At 62.0% G+C, this 16,830-nt stretch carries 12 protein-coding genes; 7 read left to right on the forward strand and 5 right to left on the reverse strand.

The features are described from left to right. The first annotated feature begins 128 nt into the window (after positions 1 to 128). A complete protein-coding gene (locus tag ICM05_RS03030) occupies positions 129 to 1,523 on the forward strand; it encodes an APC family permease (protein WP_188023186.1) in 1,395 nt (464 codons plus the stop codon). A 150-nt stretch (positions 1,524 to 1,673) separates the two neighbouring features. Here the strand turns inward: ICM05_RS03030 and ICM05_RS03035 are convergent, their stop codons facing one another. Next, entirely contained in the window at positions 1,674 to 3,761 is a 2,088-nt protein-coding gene (locus ICM05_RS03035) for an ABC transporter permease (RefSeq protein ID WP_188023103.1), read from the reverse strand. Between the two features lie 177 nt (positions 3,762 to 3,938). Between ICM05_RS03035 and ICM05_RS03040 the strand changes: the two genes are divergently transcribed. After that, positions 3,939 to 4,574, forward strand: coding sequence for a TetR/AcrR family transcriptional regulator (locus ICM05_RS03040; RefSeq protein WP_188023104.1), 636 nt, complete (start codon positions 3,939 to 3,941; stop codon positions 4,572 to 4,574). A gap of 216 nt (positions 4,575 to 4,790) precedes the next feature. Then, complete coding sequence (locus tag ICM05_RS03045; protein ID WP_188023105.1) at positions 4,791 to 6,224, forward strand: APC family permease; 1,434 nt, start codon at positions 4,791 to 4,793, stop codon at positions 6,222 to 6,224. A 163-nt stretch (positions 6,225 to 6,387) separates the two neighbouring features. Here the strand turns inward: ICM05_RS03045 and manA are convergent, their stop codons facing one another. Beyond that, positions 6,388 to 7,728 (reverse strand): mannose-6-phosphate isomerase, class I, encoded by a 1,341-nt coding sequence (gene manA, locus ICM05_RS03050; protein ID WP_188023106.1) that lies wholly within the window; start codon positions 7,726 to 7,728, stop codon positions 6,388 to 6,390. A gap of 97 nt (positions 7,729 to 7,825) precedes the next feature. Here manA and ICM05_RS03055 point away from each other — a divergent pair, with 97 nt between their 5' ends. Next, positions 7,826 to 9,280 carry an O-antigen ligase gene (locus ICM05_RS03055; RefSeq protein ID WP_188023107.1) on the forward strand — a complete coding sequence of 485 codons (1,455 nt, stop codon included), beginning with the start codon at positions 7,826 to 7,828 and terminating at the stop codon, positions 9,278 to 9,280. Continuing rightward, the gene (locus ICM05_RS03060) at positions 9,277 to 9,672 is read left to right on the forward strand and encodes a hypothetical protein (RefSeq protein ID WP_353055802.1); all 396 of its coding nucleotides are present in this window, start codon (positions 9,277 to 9,279) and stop codon (positions 9,670 to 9,672) included. The genes ICM05_RS03055 and ICM05_RS03060 overlap by 4 nt, the downstream gene beginning before the upstream one ends. A 38-nt stretch (positions 9,673 to 9,710) precedes the next feature. Here the strand turns inward: ICM05_RS03060 and ICM05_RS03065 are convergent, their stop codons facing one another. Both ICM05_RS03065 and glf read right to left on the reverse strand, forming a co-directional pair. Then, the gene (locus tag ICM05_RS03065) at positions 9,711 to 10,130 is read right to left on the reverse strand and encodes a hypothetical protein (RefSeq protein ID WP_188023108.1); all 420 of its coding nucleotides are present in this window, start codon (positions 10,128 to 10,130) and stop codon (positions 9,711 to 9,713) included. Between the two features lie 116 nt (positions 10,131 to 10,246). Beyond that, positions 10,247 to 11,404: a UDP-galactopyranose mutase gene (glf, locus tag ICM05_RS03070; protein ID WP_188023109.1), complete on the reverse strand. Its 1,158-nt coding sequence runs from the start codon at positions 11,402 to 11,404 to the stop codon at positions 10,247 to 10,249. A gap of 155 nt (positions 11,405 to 11,559) precedes the next feature. Between glf and ICM05_RS03075 the strand changes: the two genes are divergently transcribed. Together ICM05_RS03075 and ICM05_RS03080 are read left to right on the forward strand one after the other, a co-directional pair. Then, on the forward strand, positions 11,560 to 13,464 hold the full coding sequence (locus tag ICM05_RS03075) for a glycosyltransferase (RefSeq protein ID WP_188023110.1): 1,905 nt from the start codon (positions 11,560 to 11,562) through the stop codon (positions 13,462 to 13,464). A gap of 127 nt (positions 13,465 to 13,591) precedes the next feature. Further along, positions 13,592 to 15,379: a class I SAM-dependent methyltransferase gene (locus ICM05_RS03080; RefSeq protein WP_188023111.1), complete on the forward strand. Its 1,788-nt coding sequence runs from the start codon at positions 13,592 to 13,594 to the stop codon at positions 15,377 to 15,379. Between the two features lie 145 nt (positions 15,380 to 15,524). Here ICM05_RS03080 and ICM05_RS03085 read toward each other — a convergent pair whose 3' ends face one another. After that, positions 15,525 to 16,820, reverse strand: coding sequence for a nucleotide sugar dehydrogenase (locus ICM05_RS03085; protein WP_188023112.1), 1,296 nt, complete (start codon positions 16,818 to 16,820; stop codon positions 15,525 to 15,527). Positions 16,821 to 16,830: the final 10 nt, after the last annotated feature.

Raw genomic sequence — 16,830 nt, forward strand, 5'->3', positions numbered from 1 at the left:
ACCCGGTGTGGGCGTGCAATGTTCGCACGCCCACACCATCCACCGCAGGTCTGGCACCGCCCGATCCGCACCCCGTTCATAGGAGAACTGCCTTGTCAAACCGCGCACAGACCGCAGAGGGCCCGCATATGCGTCGCTCGCTCGGCGTTGTTGGACTCACACTCTTCGGAGTGACTTACATGACGGTCGTGACCGTCTTCACGACCTACGGCATCGTCAACAAGCTCACTGACGGTCACCTGCCGGCGTCGTACGTGATCGCCGTCATCACGATGCTCTTCACCGCCGCGAGCTACGGCGCGATGGTGAAGCGATACCCGGTCGCGGGTTCGGCATACACCTACACGCAGCAGTCCTTCGGCGGCGCGGCTGGCTTCTTGACGGGCTGGCTCATGCTGCTCGACTACCTGTTCCTCCCGATGATCAACTTCATGCTCATCGGCATCTACATGAACACCCAGTTCCCCGCGATTCCGATCTGGGCGTTCACCCTCGCAGCGCTCCTGCTGGTGCTCGCGTTCAACATCATCGGCATCAACCTGGTGAACAAGGTCAACTTTGTCATTGTTGCCCTCTCGACGGTGCTCGTCATCATCTTTGTTGCGCTCTCGTTCAAGCATGCCCTTGGCGGCGACATGAGCGTCGGCCTGCTTGAGCCCTTCACCTTCGGCGACGGTGGCCTCGGCCCCGTGGCCGCTGGCGCAGCAATTCTCGCGCTTTCGTTCCTCGGTTTTGACGCGGTCTCGACACTCTCTGAGGAAGCAAAGAACCCGCGCCGCGACATCCCCCGTGCGATCATTTTCTCGACGCTGCTCGGCGGACTCTTCTTCATCCTCGTGGCGTGGGCTGGCTCCCTTGCGTACCAGCCTGACTGGAATGCCATGTCGACTGGCGAACTCGATGCCGCAGGCGTGACCGTGATGGATTCAATCGGCGGATCAGCCCTCACCGCATTCTTCGTCGCAATCTATGTGATCGGTTGTTTCGGTTCGGGTATGACCAGCCAGGTCTCGGTCTCGCGAATTCTCTACGCAATGGGACGCGACGGCATGCTTCCCAAGCCGCTCGCAACACTGCACAATCGCTTCGGCACCCCGATCGTTGCAGCGTGCGTCGTCTCGGTCTTTGCGCTTGCATCGCTCTTCCTGTCACTCGACACCGTAGCGTTCATGATCTCGTTCGGTGCGCTTGCAGCGTTCTCGATGGTGAACCTCTCGGTGATCCGCACCTACATCTTCCCTAAGGGCGGTCGCCGCGAGCCACTCACTGCTGGTCTCGTCATTACCAAGCTTGTCGTGCCGACCATCGGCTTTGCCCTCACCATCTGGCTGTGGACCTCGCTTCAGCCGCTCACCTGGCTTGTTGGTGGCGTCTGGTTCGTCATCGGCGTCATCATCATTGCGTTCGTCACCAAGGGCTTCAAGAAGCCCGTCCCAATGATGGACTTCTCAGAGGGTGACCCCACCACCGAGCAGATCGACGCGCTCGGCGACGAGTACCCCCTCGAGGGCGCACGCCACTAGGCAACTCGTAGTCAACACCTCGAAACAAGGCGTTTCTCCCGAGAAGGCCCGTTCCATGCGTATGGAACGGGCCTTCTCGTGTGAACGGGGTCATATCGCGGGGTTGACACCGAGCACTCGCACTCGCAGGGTTTGACCCCCGCTGGCACCTTACATATCCACCATGATCTGCTCACCCTTGGTGCGCACGGGCTTGAACTTGTCGATGATGTTGACGAGAATCAGCGAGCCCGCGCCCCAACCAATGAGCTTGAGCAGGTTGACCCCGAGCACATCAGAACCGAAGTAGAGAATCGAGCGCACGCTTTCAACCGCAGCAGACATCGGGAGCCATTCGTGGAGGCCACGGAAGAGTTCCGGCTCCATGAAGATTGACATCGCACCACCCGAGGCAGGAACGCCGAGGAACATCAGCACGCCAACGATCGGGATGATCGCGAGCAGGCCCATGAGCCGCTCAAACACTGTCGCAAACATCGCGACCGCCATGATGGCTACCGCACCAGCGCCGAAGAGCTGCCAGAAGTGTCCCTCGACCGCCCCCGTGATGGGGCCCGCGATGAGGTAGACGAACGCAGACATCGCGACAGCGTAGATTGCGACAATCGGCAGCAGCTTGTTGAGCGGACGGCTCGTGGGAGCAGCGTTGGCGCCAACGACGATGATCATGAAGCCGGCCATCATCCAGCCCATTGCGACATACATGGTGACAGTACCCATGCTGTCTCGCTCGGGTAGCGGGGCGACGTCGTCGGTCGAGACGGGCAGCTGCTGCGCCTGAGCGACGCCCGTGAAGACGCGCTCAACGAGCTGCGCTCCTGCGCTACCGGCTGACTGGTTCACAATGACCGTCGCTTCGGGGTGTTCCACGCTCGGCAGCACGAACGCACCAACGACGTCGCGGCGCTCGACCTGGTTGCGAGCGAGCTCATCCGAGGTCACAACGGTGAAATCGAACATGCCGTCCATTTGATCATCGAGCGCGTCAGCTGTCTGCTGCCCCTGTTCTTCGCTGGCGGCAACGACCGCCACTGGCATGTCCTTCGGCGTCGGCGAGTACATTGCGCCGAGCATTGTGGTGAGCATGAGTCCCACCATTGCGATGGGGAACGCTGCGAGCTGGAAGTACTGCCAGAACTTGCTCTTGGGGCGGGGGCCACCGTGCAGTGAGGGCAGGTTCACCATGACCTGCTCAGGCATCTTGCCCTTTGCGCGCTTCACCGTGTCAAGGATGAATGTCAATGCGAGTCCTGCAGCCGCACCGATAATCAGCACGAGCAGGTAGGGCCATGCCCCGCGCCCATCAAAGTACAGCACCGATCGCAGCGCCTCGCCAATCGCAGACGTCGGCAAGATGTCATGCAGGAAAAGGTAGAACTTTGGCGCCGTATAGATCGAAATGCTCATGTTCGACGCGGGGACGCCGAGCGCCATGAGGAGGAGCATTGCCGCGAGCACGGCCATCGGGCCGAGGATGCGGGTAAGGAATAGCTGCACCGACCCGATCGCAAAGACGCCGAGCGCTGCGACGCCCATCACCGCCCACGCATCGCTCCCGTCGACGATGCCGAGGATCGGACCGGTCACGACCCAAGCCAGCAGGGCCGAGAAGACTGACCAGCCTGCGAGGAGGGGAACGAAGCGGCGGAAGCGCATAAGCTGCGGTGCGTTCGACAGGGTGATGCTGAGTGGTAGGTAGCCGGCCATCACGAGCGCGGTAGCGAGGAACATCGCGCCGAGACCGGCCGGGTCAGACTCCGGAAGCGGGCGAAGATCAGTGTTTTCAAGGTGCAAGCCCTGCGCTGCGATCTGTGGCGCAACGAGCTGCTGCACCACCGATACCTGCGATGCGCCAGCCGCGCTTGCCGTGTAGAGCGTTGCGTCAGCGCCGTCAATCACGAGCGCGCCAGAGACCTCGCGATTCATGACGAGTTCACGCGCCTCAGCCGCGCTGTCAGTTGCGATGAGTTCGACCGCTCGCTTTTCACCGTTCTCGTCTGCGTCGATCTGCTCGAGGCCCGAGATGAATTCCTGGGAGGAGCTACCGGTGACAGCAATCGGCATGTCTCGAGCAGTTGGGTTGTGCATCGCGAAGAGGTATCCGGTGATCATGATGCCGATCATGAGGATAGGCATCAGGAACATGGCGACGTATCGCCCGATCATCTCTTTCTTGTGGCGCTGCGCCTCGAGTTCGGCGGGCGTGAGCTCCGCCTTCTCTGCAGTGGTTTCTGTCACTTGTGTATTGCTCCTGGGGTACTGCCGAGTCTCGAATTTGAGTCGACTGGATTAAATTACGCCGCTTGTCTTAAAATTTACTGACCGAATTGAGGATTCTCTCGCGGAGCACCAGCTACCGTTGTTCGCAGAGGGCCGGCACTCGGCCGGCAACAGGATGTATCCGCAGGAGGAGTGATGGGCCAGCACAGCGAACGCGCGCGGGAGCACCTGCTCGACGCCGCCGAAGAACTTTTTGCTTCGGAGGGCATCGACGCCGTGTCGAACAGACGCATCGCGGAACACGCTGGCAACGCAAATCACTCGGCAGTGAAGTATCACTTCGGTGGCCGCGAGGAACTCCTCCGCGCGATCACCGCGCGTGGGCGCGAAAACGTGAGCGAGCGGCGAGCGGCACTCCAAGCCGAGCTCGGCCCGGAGCCCAATCTGCGGGCCATCATTACCATCGGCATTCTGCCGTGGGTGGACTATCTCGACAGCCTGCCGGTGCCGAGCTGGCGCGCACGCTTTCTCGCGCAGGCGTCAACGTCACCGGTGTTCGGCGAGATCATTCGCGACTACGTCCTTGATGCCCATGACTTTGTCGGATTACTCCAGAACGACATCCCTGAGCTGGCAGCCATTCCGCGGCCGATCATCGAGGCCCGTTCGCGGATCCTCGCCCAACTCATCCTCGGTCTCGCAGCCGAACATGAGGCACGTCTAGCGGCAGGCACATCCGAGGGAACGTGGCATTCGTTCGGCCACTACCTCACCGACGCTGCGGTCGGAATGCTCGCCGCCGAGGTCACCCATCCGGGTGATTTCGGGTAGCGACCCACCGATAACGACACATTGTGTCCACAAAACTTCCGTGGGCAGCAAAGAGCATTTCCGCTGTTTTGGCGACCCCAAACTGCGCAGACCCACAAATTTTCGGAACGATTCTGTGGAAAACGTACGGTGTTCACTTAGTTTCAAAACAAGTGTCAAATTTCACCGAAAAATTCCACTAATGTATGGGACGACCTACCGTTCAAAGGAGAACTCGTGGCTACTACAACCACCGGCTCACAGGCTGCCCCGAAGCTGCACCGTTCACTCGGCGTAGTTGGACTCACCCTCTTCGGCGTGACCTACATGACCGTCATCACGGTCTTCACTACCTACGGCATCGTGAACCAGGTGACCGATGGCCACTTGCCTGCCTCGTATGTCATCGCCGTCATCGCGATGCTCTTCACCGCCGGAAGCTACGCGGCAATGGTGAGGCGCTACCCCGTTGCTGGTTCGGCGTACACCTACACGCAGCAGTCGTTCGGCGGTGCCGCCGGCTTCCTGACCGGCTGGGTCATGCTGCTCGATTACCTGTTCATCCCGATGATCAACTTCATGCTCATCGGCATCTACTTGAACACGCAGTTCCCCGCGGTGCCCGTCTGGGTCTTCACGCTCGCTGCGCTGCTGCTCGTGCTGCTCTTCAACATTCTCGGCATCAACCTGGTGAACAAGGTCAACTTCGTCATCATCGCGCTCTCGGTCGTGCTCGTTGTGCTCTTCGTGGTGCTCGCGTTCAAGAGCGCATTCGGCGGCGACATGTCAGTCAGCCTCATCGAGCCCTTCACCTTCGGCGAGGGCGGCATCGGCCCGATCGCTTCGGGTGCTGCGATCCTCGCACTCTCCTTCCTCGGCTTCGACGCGGTCTCGACCCTCTCGGAGGAAGCAAAGAACCCGCGCCGCGACATCCCCCGCGCGATCATCTTCTCGACGCTCCTCGGTGGCCTCTTCTTCATCCTCGTTTCGTGGGCAGGCTCCCTCGCGTACCAGCCCGACTGGGCTTCGCTCTCGGCGACTGAGGTCGACGCGGCTGGCGTGACGGTCATGAACAACATCGGTGGCGAGGCGTTCACTGCCTTCTTCGTCGCGATCTACGTCGTTGGCGCGTTCGGCTCCGGCATGACCGGCCAGGTCTCGGTGTCGCGTATTCTCTACGCAATGGGTCGCGACGGCATGCTGCCCAAGCCCCTCGCGAAGCTGCACAACCGCTTCGGCACCCCGATCATCGCAGCGTGCGTCGTCTCGTTCTTCGCGCTCTCGGCGCTGTTCCTGTCGCTCGACACCGTGGCGTTCATGATCTCGTTCGGCGCACTCGCAGCGTTCGCGATGGTGAACCTGTCGGTGATCCGCACCTACATTTTCCCCAAGAACGGTCGCCGCGATCCCCTCACCTTCGGCACGATCATCACCAAGATCGTCTGCCCGCTCATCGGCTTCGCACTCACGATCTGGCTGTGGACCTCGCTTGAGGCACTCACCTGGCTCGTCGGCGGCATCTGGATCGTCATCGGCGTCGTCATTATTGCGCTCGTGACCAAGGGCTTCAAGAAGCCGGTCCCGATGATGGACTTCTCCGAGGGCGACCCCACGACCGAGCAGATCGACGCACTCGGCGAGGAATACCCGCTTGAAGGCAACCGTCACTAAGTAGCTGGGCCACCCGTGAAACGGGGCTGTTCCCCCGAGATGACCACTTTCTTACGCAAGAAAGGGCTTGTTTCGGGGGAACGGCCCCGTTTCGGCGTTGTGACGCGGCGCGGTAGCACAGCGCACTGACGCGGCGCGGTGACGCGACCACGCCGAAGTCGGGCTAGGCCCCGCCGACCGTCGCGAGGAACGCCTCACCGGCACCGGTCAAGCGAATCGGCTCCCCCGCAGATACGTACAGTGACTGACCGCGTCGCACGTTGGCGACCTCGGAAATCTCGCCGTCGGGCCGATCCACGCGCACACGACCATCGGTCACGACAAGCACAAGCGGATACTCCGCCGCAATCTCAATCTCCGACGCTGGGCATTCGATCGCGCGCGGCGCAGGTGCCGCCGGCGGGTCGTCCCACGCTTCCGGAGCAGGACACAACCGGGCACGGAACAGCTGGAAGTCTTCCACCTCCGGCCGCCACACGGTCACGCCAGGAGCGAGCGCGATGCCGGGAAGGTGCGGATCCGCAAGATCGTCCGTATCAACGATCCGGCACAGTTCCGCGATGTCGACGTGCTTCGAGGTAAGTCCGGCACGCAGCACGTTGTCCGATGCGGCCATCACCTCAACACCAACACCACTCAGGTAAGCGTGGAGCTGCCCGGCCCGCAAGAATATTGCCTGACCCGGCTCAAGCACGAGCAGGTGCAAGAGCAGTGACACGAGCACACCAGGGTCAGCCGGGTACGCCTCAAGCAACTCCCGGAGCACACGTGCCCGGCCAGGCTCAAGCGCGGTTTCGAGCACAGTTCCATCACCTGCCTCGGTTGCGGCTCGCACCGCGGCAATCGCGAGCGTGACGCGCGGATCATGCTGCATGTCTTCCAGCAGCTTTGCTCTGAAGTCTGCGTCCGAGCGGGTCGTGCGCGTGAGGTGTTCGCGGAACACCTCGAGCAGCTCAATACCTGCCCGCACTTCAGCTTCCTCCACGGCAGCGGCCGACGCGGCCAGGTGCGCAGCGTGATCTGTCGCGACGGTGATGAGCGTGGAAAGATCCGCGCCCACTGCTGTGAGTGGACGGAAGCCGCTCAACGCGCGCACTTCCGTAAGCGCGACGAGCAACTCTGGCTTGTGGTTCGGGTCACGGTAGTTGCGGTTCGCCGCATCGCGCGGGATGCCGGCAGCTTCCTCCGCAGCGAATCCTGCCTCGGCCTGTTCGCGGTTTGGGTGCACCTGGAGCGACAGCGGCGCCCCAATCGCAAGCAACTTCGTGAGGAACGGTAGCGGGCCACCGCGCACGCCGTAGCGCTCGGGGTCGCTCGCAATGAGGTCAATGAGGGTGAGCGAGGTACCCGCGGCCTTCGCCACATTGGCGGGGCTCCCCGGATGATCGCCAAGCCACAGCTCCGCCTCCGGCGCACCACTCGGCGCACGGCCCAGCATTTCAGCGAGCGCTTCAGAGGAACCCCACGCATATGCGCGCGGAGTGTTCTCGATGAAGATCAGCACACGGCTCCTTGGGCCTCCTAGTCGACACGGGCATCCTGCCGCACCCAACGCACCTCGCATCAGGCTCTGCGAGGGACCACGCTCTACAATACCTACTATGGCTTCCGGCAAAACGAGACTCGGCGTAAGCGCGTATGCAATCAGCGTGTTCATCTTCACGCTTGGCGGCAACGCGGTGCGGTGGATCACCGGTGTGCCCATCTACTTTGCGCTCGCTGGCATCATCACAGTGATCGGCGTAGTGCTCTTCATCAAGGTGAAGCCCGCACGCTTCCGCTGGTACCGTCTGCCCGCTCCGCTCTACTGGTTCATGACGATTGCACTGCTCTCGATCATCTGGTCCCAGTACCGCTTTGAGTCAGTGCTTGGCGTCGTCGCCCAGCTTGCGACGACCGTGGTCGCGATCGTGCTGGCTTATACCCTCACGTGGCACGAGGTTCTGCGCACACTTGCGACCTCGCTGCGCTACCTCATCGGACTCTCGTTCTTGTTCGAGCTCTGGGTATCCCTCTTCGTCGGCCACTACATCGTGGCGTGGTGGGTTGAGGTTCCCGAGGGCGAAACCCCCTCCAAGCTGCTGTGGTGGAGCCGTAACCTGCTGTTCGAAGGCGGCCCGATTCAGGGACTGCTCGGCAACTCTGCACTGTTCTGCTTCCTCGGCGTGCTCGGGCTCGTGATCTTCAGCGTGCAGTTGCGCGCCGGCCTCATTGGCCGCTTCAATGGCTGGTTCTGGATCGCCATGTCGGTCCTCACCATCGCGATGACTCGTGCCGCGACCGTCATGGTCGCCATTGTCGTCATCGCGATCACGCTCGCGTTCGCGCTCTGGGCACGCCGCGTGCAGCCCGGCAAGCGCACCCCGCTCTACGCAATCGGCAGCGTGCTGCTGTTTGGCTCGATCGCCGTCTCACTCTTCTGGCGCGAACAGGTCTTCGGCCTGCTCGGCAAGTCGGCAACCCTGACCGGCCGCACCGAAATCTGGGAGCGCGTCATCGAGCTCGCAGAACAGCGCCCGTGGCTCGGCTGGGGTTGGGTCAGCTACTGGCCGACCTGGGTGGAGCCGTTCAAGAGCCTCGATACCAAGGTTGGCCTTCCCGTCCCTCACGCACACAACGCCTGGCTCGACGTGTGGTTCCAGGTCGGCATCATTGGCCTGCTCGCGTTCATCCCGCTCGTTGCACTGACGCTGTGGCGTGTCTGGTTCCGTGCCGTGGATCAGCCTCGCCGCGGCTATGGCGCCCCGCTGCCGTATGCGACGAGTGCGCTCTGGCCGCTGCTCATCCTCGCTGCACTGCTCGTGCAGTCGCTCACCGAGAGCCGCCTCATCATCGAGGGCGGCTGGGTACTGCTCGTGCTTCTTGCGGTGAAATCGCGCTTCGACTTCCAGCTGCCGTCTCCCGATTCTGAGCCGGTGAAGGTGCCGTGGCGCCACGTCCCGATCACCCGCGATGCTGCGACCGGCACGATTCCGACGATCTCGGCGGCGCAGGCAGCCGCAGCGAAGGCTGCCACTCCCCCGGTTGTTGACCCAGATTCGCAGGTTCAGTCGTGACCATCGGCATGACCACTGACCGCCTTCAGCGGTTGCGGACCTTCGCGCGCATTGAGCGCATGACCATGCTCGAAAACCGCATGCGCGAGGGCTGGGACCCGGCCGAGGCCGTCATCGACGTGCCTGAAGAGGACGACCTGGTCGTTCGTGAGCTGGTCACCGAAATACTCGAGGACCGCGGTCAGCTCGCCGAGTTCGCCCTCGCGCGCGTTGCCGGGCGCGGTGACGGCGCAGAGGCTGCCGAACACAAGGCCAACGCGGATCGCGTAGAGTTCGAGCTGCTGCAGCAGATCGCAGATGAGATCCCCGAGTTGATTCTCGCCGTGTGGCGGGTCGCGGATCGCGTCGGCATTCGGTACAACGGCCCCGAATCTGAGACCGCTGTTTCCTAGGCTCGGAGCGCGCCCGCGCGCCCACGAGCGCTAGACCGCTACTGCGGTGCGCACACCGAGCCGAGACTCTCCATCGTGCCGATAACCGAAGGCATGACCTGGTCAATCTGCGAGAGGTTATCAGGCGAGATGAAGTCGCCGATGTTCACCTCAGACGCACCACCAGTGAGTGCCTGCAGGTCAATGTTCTGGCTCGTGACGTAGTCGCTAAAGGTGCCGTCGCGCAGCGCGGCATATGCGTCGGGCTGCTGCGCTTCGAGATCAGTGAAGAACTGCTGCACGTCAGCGCTCGAGATCGGTACGCCGCCGGTATCGAGCTGCGCAATCGCACCGTCGATCTGCTCGTAGAGCGCCGCACAACCAGCGTCTTTCGCGCCGGTCAGCAGGGAGCAGCCAGAGAGGCCAAGCATTCCGGCAAGCGCTACGGCAGCCACGCTGCCAAACATCGTCTTCTTCATGCTGAACCTTTCGTTTGCGGAAGATAGTGAATTGGCCGCCCCTCATGGGACGGCCAACAGCGCACAGCCCGAAGGCTGCGAGCAATCGAACACCCGCCAAGGCGGGCACTCAGTGATTAGTTGCTTGCGTCGACCCCAAGCACCTCAGCGAGCTTATTATCAAACATCGAGAGTGCCGAGCCGATAGCCATGTGCATATCGAGGTACTGGTAGGTGCCGAGACGGCCACCGAAGAGTACCTGAGGCTCGACATCAGAGAGCTCACGGTACTTCAGCAGGCGCTCGCGGTCTTCAGGAGTGTTGACCGGGTAGTACGGCTCGTCGTCGCGGGTCGCGAAGCGCGAGAACTCACGCATGATGACGGTCTTGTCGGTCGGGTAGTCACGCTCAGGGTGGAAGTGACGGAACTCGTGGATGCGGGTGTAGGGAACCTCGCCACCCGCGTAGTTCATCACGCTGGTGCCCTGGTAATCGCCAACCTCGACGACCTCTTCTTCGAAGTCGAGCGTGCGCCAGCTGAGCTCGCCCTCGGCGTAGTCGAAGTAGCGGTCAACGGGACCGGTGTACACGACGGGAACCTTGCCAACAACATCACGCTTGTTGAGGGGCTGCGACTCGTCGAAGAAATCGGTGTCGAGACGCACCTCGATGTTGGGGTGATCCGCCATCTTCTCAAGCCACGCGGTGTAGCCGTCTACCGGCAGGCCCTCGTACTTGTCGCTGAAGTAGCGATTGTCGTAGTTGTAACGAACCGGGAGACGCGAGATGACCTCTGCGGGGAGCTCGGTGAGCGGGGTCTGCCACTGCTTCGAGGTGTAATCGCGGATGAACGCCTCGTAGAGGGGACGGCCGATGAGCGAGATGCCCTTTTCCTCAAGGTTCTGCGCAGTCTTGGTGTCGTACTCGCCTGCCTGCTCAGCAATGAGCGCACGCGCCTCTTCCGGGCCGTATGCCGAGCGGAAGAACTGGTTGATCGTGCCCAGGTTGATCGGCAACGGGTAGATCTCGCCCTTGAAGTTCGAGTACACCTTGTGCTCGTAGTTCGTGAAGCTCGTGAAACGGTTCACGTACTCCCACACACGCTCATTCGAGGTGTGGAAGAGGTGCGCGCCGTAACGGTGCACCTCGATGCCCGTTTCGGGCTCCGCCTCGGAGTAGGCGTTGCCGCCAATGTGTGCACGACGATCGATCACGACCACTTTCTTGCCCGCGTTTGCCGCGCGCTCAGCGATGGTGAGACCAAAGAAACCTGATCCAACTACAAGAAGATCCATGCGCACCAGTCTATGCGGGGCGACCCGAGTTGCATCGCGCTGAGGGGCACTTCACAGCAGGTTTTCGCAAGAAATGGTTGAACTTTTGGTAAATCAACCGCAAGATCCGCTCATTCACTGCGCTCCGCCAGCACCCCTCGGTAGAATCATCTGTTATGACCACTACGCTCCAGCATGTTGTGTTCCCGCAGACCAAAGACCCAGACGTGCTGCCGCTGTATGCAGACCCTGAAACCTGGACTGAGGTTGACGAGACTCCCGTTCGCCTCAGCGAGGTTGCGAGCATCGACAGCGTGCTGTCCCGCGAAAGCACCCGTGTCCGCGCTGGCGAGCGCGTTTCGTATGCGTCGTACTTCAACGCCTTCCCTGCGTCGTACTGGCAGCGCTGGACGACAGTCACCGAAGTCACCCTGCGTTTGCAGACCGAAGGCACCGGCACGATCCTCGTGTACCGTTCGAACGCGAGCGGCGCTCAGCAGCGAGTCGACTCCGCGCTGGTGACCGGCAAGACCGACACCGAGTTCACGCTCCCCCTCACCATGTTCGGTGACGGCGGCTGGCTCTGGTTCGATCTTGTCGCAGGCGATGCAGATCTCAAGCTCGTGCACGGCAGCTGGACGACTGAGGCAACGCCCGTCACCGAGGGCAAGCTCAGCCTCGGCATGACGACCTTTAACAAGGCCGATTACTGCGTCGTGACGCTACGAAACATTGCAGCAAACCCGACGCTGCTCGAGAACCTCGACCGCATTTTCCTGGTTGATCAGGGTTCACAGCAGGTTGCTGACGAACCTGGGTTCGAAGAGATCGCGGCGCAGCTCGGCGACAAGCTGCAGCTCATTGTCCAGCCAAATATTGGCGGATCTGGCGGCTTCTCACGCTCGATGGCGGAGACGCTGAAGCGCGAAGACACTGACTTCCTCCTACTGCTCGACGATGACATCGAGTTCGAGACCGAGAGTGCGCTGCGCGCGCTCCAGTTCGGCCGTTTCAGCCGTAACCCGGTCATCGTTGGCGGTCACATGTTTGACCTGCTCGACAAGCCCGTCATGCACGCATGGGCAGAGGTTGTTCGGAATGACGCGTTCGTCTGGGGTCCGTCGTTCCCTGAACAGCACCGTCATGACTTCCGCAAGCAGAATCTGCGCCAGACTCCCTGGATGCACTCGCGCCTTGACGCCGACTACAACGGCTGGTGGATGTGCATGATTCCGAAGAAGGTCATCGCAGACATCGGTCTCTCGATTCCGGTCTTCATTAAGTGGGACGACGCAGAGTATGGCCTGCGCGCAAAGGCTGCCGGGTACCGTACGGTCTCGCTTCCCGGCGTCGCGCTCTGGCACGTCTCCTGGCTTGATAAGGACGACACGCAAGACTGGCAGTCGTTCTTCCACACCCGCAACCGCATCGTTGCAGGTCTGCTGCACGCGACCCCGCAGTGCGGTCGCGGCATGCTGAAGAACCTCAACCGCATCAACGTGAAGCAGCTGCTGAACATGCAGTACTACGCGGTGCAGCTCGCGGTTGACGGCATGCGTTCGGTGCTTGCGGGCCCCGAACAGCTCCACGCCACCATGGCGCAAGACATGCCTGCCGCGCGTGCTGCAGCGAAGGACTACCCCGAGACCCGCGTCTATCGCACGAGCGATGTAGATGCCCCCACCTCGAGCGGCGGCCGAGCGCTTCCGCACGTAGGTGAGCGTCCTGAGGCGTTTGGCGGCGCAAAGCTCGCGCTCTTCACGGCAAAGCGGCTCCCGAATGCCTGGCTCCGCAAGTCGTCAGAGACCGAGGCGCGCGAACCAGAACTCGAGTACGCCAAGCGCGATGCGTTCTGGTGGACCATCCCGCAGCACGAAAGCGTCATCGTTGGTTCTGCTGATGGCGCAGGCAAGATGTGGTACCGCCACGACCAGGCGAAGTTCCGCCGTCTGCTTCGTGAAGCAACCCAGCTCAACCGCAAGATCGTGAAGGACTGGGACCGCCTCGCGGCCGAATACCGTGCGGCGATGCCACGCCTGACCACTCCTGAAGAGTGGCAGGCCACCTTCGAGGGTCGCTAGCAGTTTCACATCTCCAACGGGCGCCCAGGTACTCACCCGGGCGCCCGTTGGAGTTTGTGCACAGCTCAAAGCGACTAGGGTAGGTAGGTAGTTCTGGTAGCCAAACTGGCCCAGAACTACCTACTTTATGGCTCTCACTGTAAACTTTTCTGCCCTCACGCTGCCTTCGATTTCCGACGCAGTGCGTTCTGTCGACGTCTGTTTCGACGGCGATCGTGTGTGGTCGATTGACCTTGTCGAGAACGAACGAACCGATGAGAATTCGTTCCCGTGGCCAGATTCCCTGCGCCCCTACTTACGCGGACACACAGACCTGACGATCCTGGACAGCGCGACAAACAAGGTGCTCGCCGAGGGCAAGGTGGAGTTTTCTGCTGACGAGATCCGCGCCCAGGTGCGTGATGCGGACGGCATTCCCCTCGCGGTGAACAAGTGGGGCATGCTCGGCAAAACGCTTGAGGCAGGGAACCCGGGCGTGCAGGACCGAATTCTCGATCGCACGACAGAGATCATTGGCCACCTGCGCGACATGGGGCTTCGCCCGTTCGTCGTGGGCGGCACCCTGCTCGGCGGCATCCGTGAGGGAGCGCTCCTCCCCCACGACGACGACGCTGACGTCGCCTACCTCTCAGAGTTCACGAATCCCGCTGACGTCGCACGCGAAGGCTTCCGCGTCGGCCACGCCCTCATCGACCTGGGGTATGAGCTGGTGCGCCACAGCGCAACGCATATGCAGCTGTACTTCCGCACGCAGTCGGGCCTGGTTGACCACTATGTCGACGTCTTCACCGCGTTTTTCACCGACGATGGCAAGATGAATCAGCCGTTCCACGTCCGCGGTGATTTGCGCGAAGATCAAATGCTGCCGTTTGGCACCGTCACGATCGCTGGCCGCGAGTTCCCGGCACCGGCGGATCCTGAAGCCTGGCTCGTCATCAACTATGACGAGAACTGGCGGACGCCGATCCCCGGGTATCGGCTACAGACCCCTGAGTCGACTTCGCGCCGATTCAACGCGTGGTTTGGTTCGTTCCATTTCGGACGTGACTTCTGGAACGCATGGTACTTGAACCGTAGCACCGAGGCTGACCTACTTTGGGTTGACGGGGCGAACTGGATTCTCGAGCAGAATGCCGAGCTCACGTCCCCCGTGCTCCTCGAGTTTGGTGCGGGCAACGGCGCGCTGAGTGAGCGTCTCGCCGCAGCTGGGTCCGCGGATGGCCGCCGGGTGATAGCCACCGATTATTCTTACGCTGCGCTGCAGCTTGCGCAGGAGCGATCCGCCGCAGCAGCAACGCCGTTCGACACCGCGCACGTCAATCTGTACCGCACGCTCTCCCTTGCTGCGCCACAGCAGAACGACATCACGGGAAGCTTCGACGTCGTCGCAAACCATGTGTTCGAGCAACTCGGACACCTCGCGCGCGAGAATCTGCTCCGGCTCATTCGCATGGCACTGCGGTCGGGCGGATCAGCCTACGCAACGCTCTATGCATCGCCAGCCGAGGACGTGACGTTTGCAGATCCAACGACCTGGCATCTCAACCAGTTCGAGCTTGCCAATGCGGCACACAAGTTTGGCCTGTCATTTGAATATGTCACGCCGGCAACTGAGATCCCAACGATGGCTCGCCGACCATACGGCGTGCGATTCGTGCTCTCTGAACATCCGTTCCCTACCCCGGAGGTTTCCATGCGACAGCGTCTGAAGCGTCTATTCATGCGCACCCGTCCTGCGGGGACTCGCGCACAGCTCGAAGCGCTCACGAACCGCATCACGGAGCTCGAGGACGAACTCGATGAGTACCGTCGCAACAGCCTCCGTGTTGCTGAGCTCATGGACCTCGCTGAGCAGAGCTTCCAGGCGGATCGCTCAGCAGGCGGTGACGATTCGCGTGGTGGCCCCTCCGCGTAGGCGGGGGTAAACAGCAGGCTGAGTCTTCGGCGCGCACACGAAAGCGGCCTGTGACAAGCTGAATCACTGCTGATCCGCTTGCCACAGGCCGCTTTCGACTGCTCAGCTGAGCAGACGCGCGGGGTGCCGGAGCACCCCGCGGAGCTTAGTTCCCAGCACCGATGACGATGCGGGGAACACCCTTCCACGCTGCGGGGTCGGTGTAGTTACGACCATCAGCAAAGAGCTTGATGCCGGGGAACTCAGCGGGACCCATCGCGCGGTACTCCGCGTGATCCGCCTGCAAGATTGCGACGTCAACAGCGTCACCAATCTTGTGCGCGACGAAGCCGTAACCTGCGAGCTCCTCGTCTGAGAAGACGGGGTCGTGCACGGTGACGATGGCGCCGCGAGCGGTGAGCTCCTCAACGGTCGGGAAGACACCGGAGACCGCGGTCTCCTTCACGCCACCGCGGTACGAAGCACCGAGCACGACGACGCGCTGGCCCGACAGATCACCGATGGTCTGCTCGACGCGATCGACCACGTAGGTCGGCATGGTGGCGTTGTAGTTGCGTGCGGTGCGGACGATGTCTGCCGCGGGGTCCGTCGAAAGGTAGAGGCGGGGGTACACCGGGATGCAGTGGCCGCCGACAGCAATGCCGGGACGGTGGATGTGGCTGAAGGGCTGCGAGTTGCACGCCTCGATGACCTTGTACACGTCGACGCCGATGGTGTCTGCGTAGCGCGCGAACTGGTTTGCGAGGCCGATGTTCACATCGCGGTAGGTGGTCTCCGCGAGCTTTGCCATCTCGGCCGCCTCAGCGGTGCCCATGTCCCAGACGCCGTTCGGGCGGGGCAGGTCGTCACGCTCGTTGAACGTGAGCACCTGCTCGTAGAACTCGATCGCCTTCTTGGTGCCTGCTTCGTTGAGGCCGCCGACGAGCTTCGGGTACTTCTTGAGGTCCTCGTAGACACGGCCGGTAAGCACGCGCTCAGGTGAGAACACCAGGTGGAAGTCTTCACCCTCGGTGAGGCCAGAGACCTCTTCGAGGAGCGGCTTCCAGCGGTTACGCGTGGTACCAACGGGCAGCGTCGTCTCATACGAGATCAGAGTGCCAGGAGTGAGGTGCTCAGCGAGTGAACGCGTTGCTGCGTCCATCCACTTGAAGTCGGGCTGCCAGGTCTCCTCGTCGACGAGCAGTGGCACCACGATCACGACTGCGTCAGCGCCGGGAATGCCGTCTGCGTAGTCAGTCGTTGCGCGCAGCTTGCCCGCCGGCACCTGCTCGGCGAGCTTCTCTGCAAGACCGAACTCGCCGGGGAATGGCTCCTCAGCACGGTTGATGCAGTCAACAAGTGCCTTGTTGACGTCGATTCCAACGACCTCGTGGTCCATGCTCGCGAACTGCGTAGCAAGGGGGAGGCCGATCTTTCCGGTGGCGATTACAGCGATCTTCACAGGCGCTATT

This window comes from Leucobacter sp. cx-42 (genome assembly GCF_014529985.1).
In the GTDB taxonomy this organism is placed as follows: domain Bacteria; phylum Actinomycetota; class Actinomycetes; order Actinomycetales; family Microbacteriaceae; genus Leucobacter.

What these genes read in the sequence shown, in the direction of transcription:
- ICM05_RS03055 (WP_188023107.1), top strand. Translation starts at nt 7,826, where the DNA reads ATGGCTTCCGGCAAAACGAGACTCGGCGTAAGCGCGTATGCAATCAGC.
- ICM05_RS03065 (WP_188023108.1), bottom strand. Translation starts at nt 10,130, where the DNA reads ATGAAGAAGACGATGTTTGGCAGCGTGGCTGCCGTAGCGCTTGCCGGA.
- ICM05_RS03080 (WP_188023111.1), top strand. Translation starts at nt 13,592, where the DNA reads ATGGCTCTCACTGTAAACTTTTCTGCCCTCACGCTGCCTTCGATTTCC.
- glf (WP_188023109.1), bottom strand. Translation starts at nt 11,404, where the DNA reads ATGGATCTTCTTGTAGTTGGATCAGGTTTCTTTGGTCTCACCATCGCT.
- ICM05_RS03030 (WP_188023186.1), top strand. Translation starts at nt 129, where the DNA reads ATGCGTCGCTCGCTCGGCGTTGTTGGACTCACACTCTTCGGAGTGACT.
- ICM05_RS03040 (WP_188023104.1), top strand. Translation starts at nt 3,939, where the DNA reads ATGGGCCAGCACAGCGAACGCGCGCGGGAGCACCTGCTCGACGCCGCC.
- ICM05_RS03075 (WP_188023110.1), top strand. Translation starts at nt 11,560, where the DNA reads ATGACCACTACGCTCCAGCATGTTGTGTTCCCGCAGACCAAAGACCCA.